The 4,126-nt window shown below is 72.3% G+C and carries 3 protein-coding genes; 2 read left to right on the plus strand and 1 reads right to left on the minus strand.

The annotated features are described in order from the left end of the window. Positions 1 to 1,382 (minus strand): NAD(P)/FAD-dependent oxidoreductase (locus PV721_RS41830; RefSeq protein ID WP_319733905.1); only part of this gene is annotated, 1,382 nt, incomplete at its 3' end. Between the two features lie 341 nt (positions 1,383 to 1,723). Between PV721_RS41830 and PV721_RS41835 the strand changes: the two genes are divergently transcribed. Further along, on the plus strand, positions 1,724 to 2,497 hold the full coding sequence (locus PV721_RS41835) for a helix-turn-helix domain-containing protein (RefSeq protein WP_319733907.1): 774 nt from the start codon (positions 1,724 to 1,726) through the stop codon (positions 2,495 to 2,497). A 435-nt stretch (positions 2,498 to 2,932) separates the two neighbouring features. Next, the coding region (locus PV721_RS41840; RefSeq protein ID WP_319733909.1) for a sigma-70 family RNA polymerase sigma factor at positions 2,933 to 4,126 on the plus strand (1,194 nt) is incomplete at its 3' end.

Raw genomic sequence — 4,126 nt, forward strand, 5'->3', positions numbered from 1 at the left:
GGCGTGGGAGGGGTCTTGGGGCCGCCACCTGCGGCCAGTTCGAATTCTGCCCTGGGGTGTTCGAGGGACCCCAGGGAGACGATCTCACGCTTGAAGAGGCCGGAGAGGGTCCATTCGGAGAGCACGCGCATTTTGCGGTTGAAGCTGGGGACGCGGCTGAGGTGGTAGGCCCGGTGCATGAACCAGGCCGGGTAGGCCTTGAGCTTGCGGCCGTAGATGTGGGCGACGCCCTTGTGGAGGCCGAGGGAGGCGACCGAACCGGCGTACTTGTGGGCGTACTCGGTCAGGACCTCGCCGCGCAGGGCGGCGAGGAGGTTGTCGGCGAGGACCTTGGCCTGGCGGACGGCGTGCTGCGCGTTGGGGGCGCATTCGCGGCCCTTCTCGGCCGCCGTGATGTCGGGGACGGCGGCGGCGTCGCCCGCGGCCCAGGCGTGCTCGACTCCTTCGACGGTGAGGAAGGAGGTGCAGGCCAGGCGGCCGCGCTCGTTCTTGGGCAGGTCGGAGGCAGCCAGGATGGGGTGCGGTTTGACTCCGGCGGTCCACACGACGGTGCGGGTGGGGAAGCGGGCGCCGTCGCTGAGGACGGCGACGCGGTTCTCGCAGGAGTCGAGCCGGGTCTCCAGCCGGACGTCGATGTTGCGGCGGCGCAGCTCGCGGACGGTGTAGACGCCCATCTCGGGGCCGACCTCGGGGAGGATCCGGTCGCTCGCCTCGACGAGGACCCATTTCATGTCCTCGGGCTTGATGTTGTGGTAGTACCGCGCCGCGTAGCGGGCCATGTCCTCCAGCTCGCCGAGGGCTTCGACGCCGGCGAAGCCGCCGCCGACGAAGACGAAGGTGAGAGCGGCGTCGCGGAGCGCGGGATCGCGGGTGGAGGAGGCGATGTCCATCTGCTCGATGACGTGGTTGCGCAGGCCGATGGCCTCTTCCACGGTCTTGAACCCGATGCCGTAGTCGGCGAGTCCCGGGACGGGGAGGGTGCGGGAGATGGAGCCCGGGGCGAGGACGAGTTCGTCGTACTCCATCTCGACGGGACCGGTGCCCTCGTCGGCGGTGGCGAGGGTGGCGACGGTCACGGTCCGTTTGGAGTGGTCGATGCGCTGGGCCTCGCCGATGACGATGCGGCACTTGCCGAGGACGCGGCGCAGGGGGACCACGACGTGGCGGGGGGAGATGGCGCCCGCGGCCGCTTCGGGGAGGAAGGGCTGGTACGTCATGTAGGGCTCGGCGGTGACCACCGTGACCTCGGCTTCGCCGGCTCTCAGCTTTCGCTGGAGCCGGAGCGCCGTATACATGCCGACGTAGCCGCCGCCGACGATCAGGATGCGCGTACGGGGCGGGGTACCGGGGGCCGTGCCCCGGGAGTTAGCAGCCTTCACCATCCCATGACGCAACGTGGCCGGGAGTTTGTCCACAGGCCCGACAAATTGTGTGACCGGAGGGGGTGGTGGGGCGGGGCGGAAGAGGACGTTCGATGTGGGCGTAAATGTGCAGGTCAGGGCGTATGGAACGACAGATTCCGGGGGTATGGAACGGAAAAGTGGGGGTGAATGCTCCGATCGGGCGGTGGTCCGTCCGGGGCTGCCTCTTCTGAATTGACTCTGGCTCAACTATGTTCGTATCTCGTCGAGGAGTAGTACGACCGGGCCCGAGACCGTGGCCCCCTCGACGTGAAGGCGGGGAGTGTCTCCGGGGGGAGACAAATGATTACCGGGGGAAACATATGAACATTTCCGATTTCCATGGCTCTGCGACCGCGCTCTCGGTCGAGAGCAACGGTCGCGCGCTCGCGGGCGGCACCACGCACGGGGTGGGCCGGTCCACGCCGCTGCGCGTGGACGCCCAGCGCAACCTGGAGCACGTGCTGCGGGCGGCCCGCGAGGTCTTCGGCGAGCTGGGCTACGGGGCTCCGATGGAGGACGTGGCGCGGCGCGCCCGGGTCGGTGTCGGCACCGTGTACCGGCGCTTCCCGAGCAAGGACGTCCTCGTCCGGCGCATAGCCGAAGAGGAGACCGCCCGGCTGACCGAGCAGGCCAGGACCGCGCTGGGCCAGGAGGAGGAGCCGTGGCAGGCGCTGTCGCGCTTCCTGCGCACCTCCGTGGCCTCGGGCGCCGGGCGGCTGCTGCCGCCGCAGGTGCTGCGGGTCGGTTCGGCGAGCGAGGACGGGGCCGAGGAAGCGGAGGCGGCGCGGGTTCCGCAGCAGCGCCAGGCCGTCGCGGCCACCGGTTCCCCCGAGCTGCGGGTCGTGGGCGCGCGCAGTGCGGCCGAGGACGAGCCCTCGGACGACGCGGGTGCGGGTGCGCTGCTGGAGGTCGTCGGCCGGCTGGTGCACCGCGCGCGGGAAGCCGGTGAGCTGCGTGCCGACGTCACGGTGGCCGATGTACTGCTGGTGATAGCGACGGCGGCGCCCGCGCTGCCCGACCCCGCGCACCAGGCGGCGGCTTCGACCCGGCTGCTCGACATCCTGCTCGAAGGGCTGCGGTCCCGCACGGCGTGACCTTTGCGGGCCGGCATCGACTCGGCGCCCCTTCGGCGACGGTCGGTGCTGGGCCGCGACGGTCGGTGCTGGGCCGCGACGGTCGGTGCCGGGCCGCGCCGGTCGGTGCCGGGTGGTGCGGTCGGTGCCGGGGTCGTTCGGCCGGTGCGGGGCGTTGACCGGTCTTCTCCAGCGGGGGGCTTCTCCGAGGGGGCCTGTCGGAGGGCGGGCCCCCTCGGAGAGAGGGCTTCTCGAGGGGCGCGCTCGGGCTTTGGGTCTCCTCTGATCGGCGGACTCTTGAACCGGCGGGGCGTTCGCACGCCGGGGCGACAGGAGGGCGATTCGCCGAATTGTGCCCGGACGAGTGGATGGCGCGCAGAGGGGTTCGGCGCGCGTCCGCCGTGTGACACGCTTGATCGGTGTACCGGTTGAGTGTGTCGTGCGGGGGCTTCCGCGATGAGCGGTGACGGGCGGGAAGAGCCACTCGGTGGCGCCGGCAGCGAGGTGGAGGCGGACAGCCTGCCCGCACGTCAGGTACCGGCTCAGCGCGAACCGGGCGGGCGCCATGCACGCCCCTCGCGCTCTTCCGGACCCGGCGGCATCTGGAGTGAAGTCCCTCCGTCCGACGCCGACTTGATCGCCCGGATGCGGGGCGGGGACGACGGTGCGTACGAGGAGCTGTTCCGTCGCCATGCCGATGCCGTACGTCGCTACGCGCGGACCTGCTGCCGCGACGGGCACACCGCCGACGACCTGACCGCCGAGGTGTTCGCGCGGACCCTCCAGGCGGTACGGGGCGGGGCGGGGCCGGACCAGTCGGTGCGGGCCTATCTGCTGACGACCGTACGGAGGGTTGCCGCGGCCTGGGCCAAGACGGCCAAGCGGGAGCACCTCGTCGAGGACTTCGCCGTCTTCGCGGAGCAGTCGGCCACGGGCTCGGAGAGCGGAGCCGGGATCTCGGGACTGTCCGGGGGCGACACGCTCGAACTGGGCGCGGACGTACGGGCGATGCACGACGCCGAGCAGTCGCTGGCCATGCAGGCCTTCCGCAGCCTGCCCGAGCGGTGGCAGGCCGTGCTGTGGCACACCACCGTCGAGGAGGCGTCGCCGAGCTCGATCGCCCCGCTGTTCGGGCTCAGCGCCAACGCGACCGCGGTGCTCGCCAGTCGCGCCCGGGAAGGGCTCAAGCAGGCCTATCTGCAGGCCCACGTGAGTGCGGCGCTGAGCGAGGGCGGCGACTGCGCGCGGTACTCGGACCGGCTGGGCGCCTATGCGCGGGGCGGGCTGCGGATGCGGGCGGAGCGGGGGCTGCGCAAGCACCTGGAGGAGTGCGCGAAGTGCCGGCTGGCGGCCGGGGAGCTCAAGGACGTCAATGCGGGGATCCCCGCGCTGCTTCCGGTCGCGGTCATCGGGTGGTTCGCCGCCGGGTACGCGGCCAAGGCCGCCGGGGTGGTGGCGGGTGGAGCCGTCGCCGCGGGCGGGGCCGGGGCGGCAGCCGCCGCCTCCGGCGGGTCGACCGCGGGAGCCGGGGCAGCCGGTGCGGGGGCCGGAGCCTCGGGTGGTGCTGCGGGTGCTGCAGGTGCTGCGGGTGCCGGTGGCGGGGCCGCCGGCACCCGCAGCACCTGCAGCACCCGCAGCACCACCCGAGGC

The organism is Streptomyces sp. MB09-01, from assembly GCF_033794505.1.
Lineage (GTDB): Bacteria > Actinomycetota > Actinomycetes > Streptomycetales > Streptomycetaceae > Streptomyces.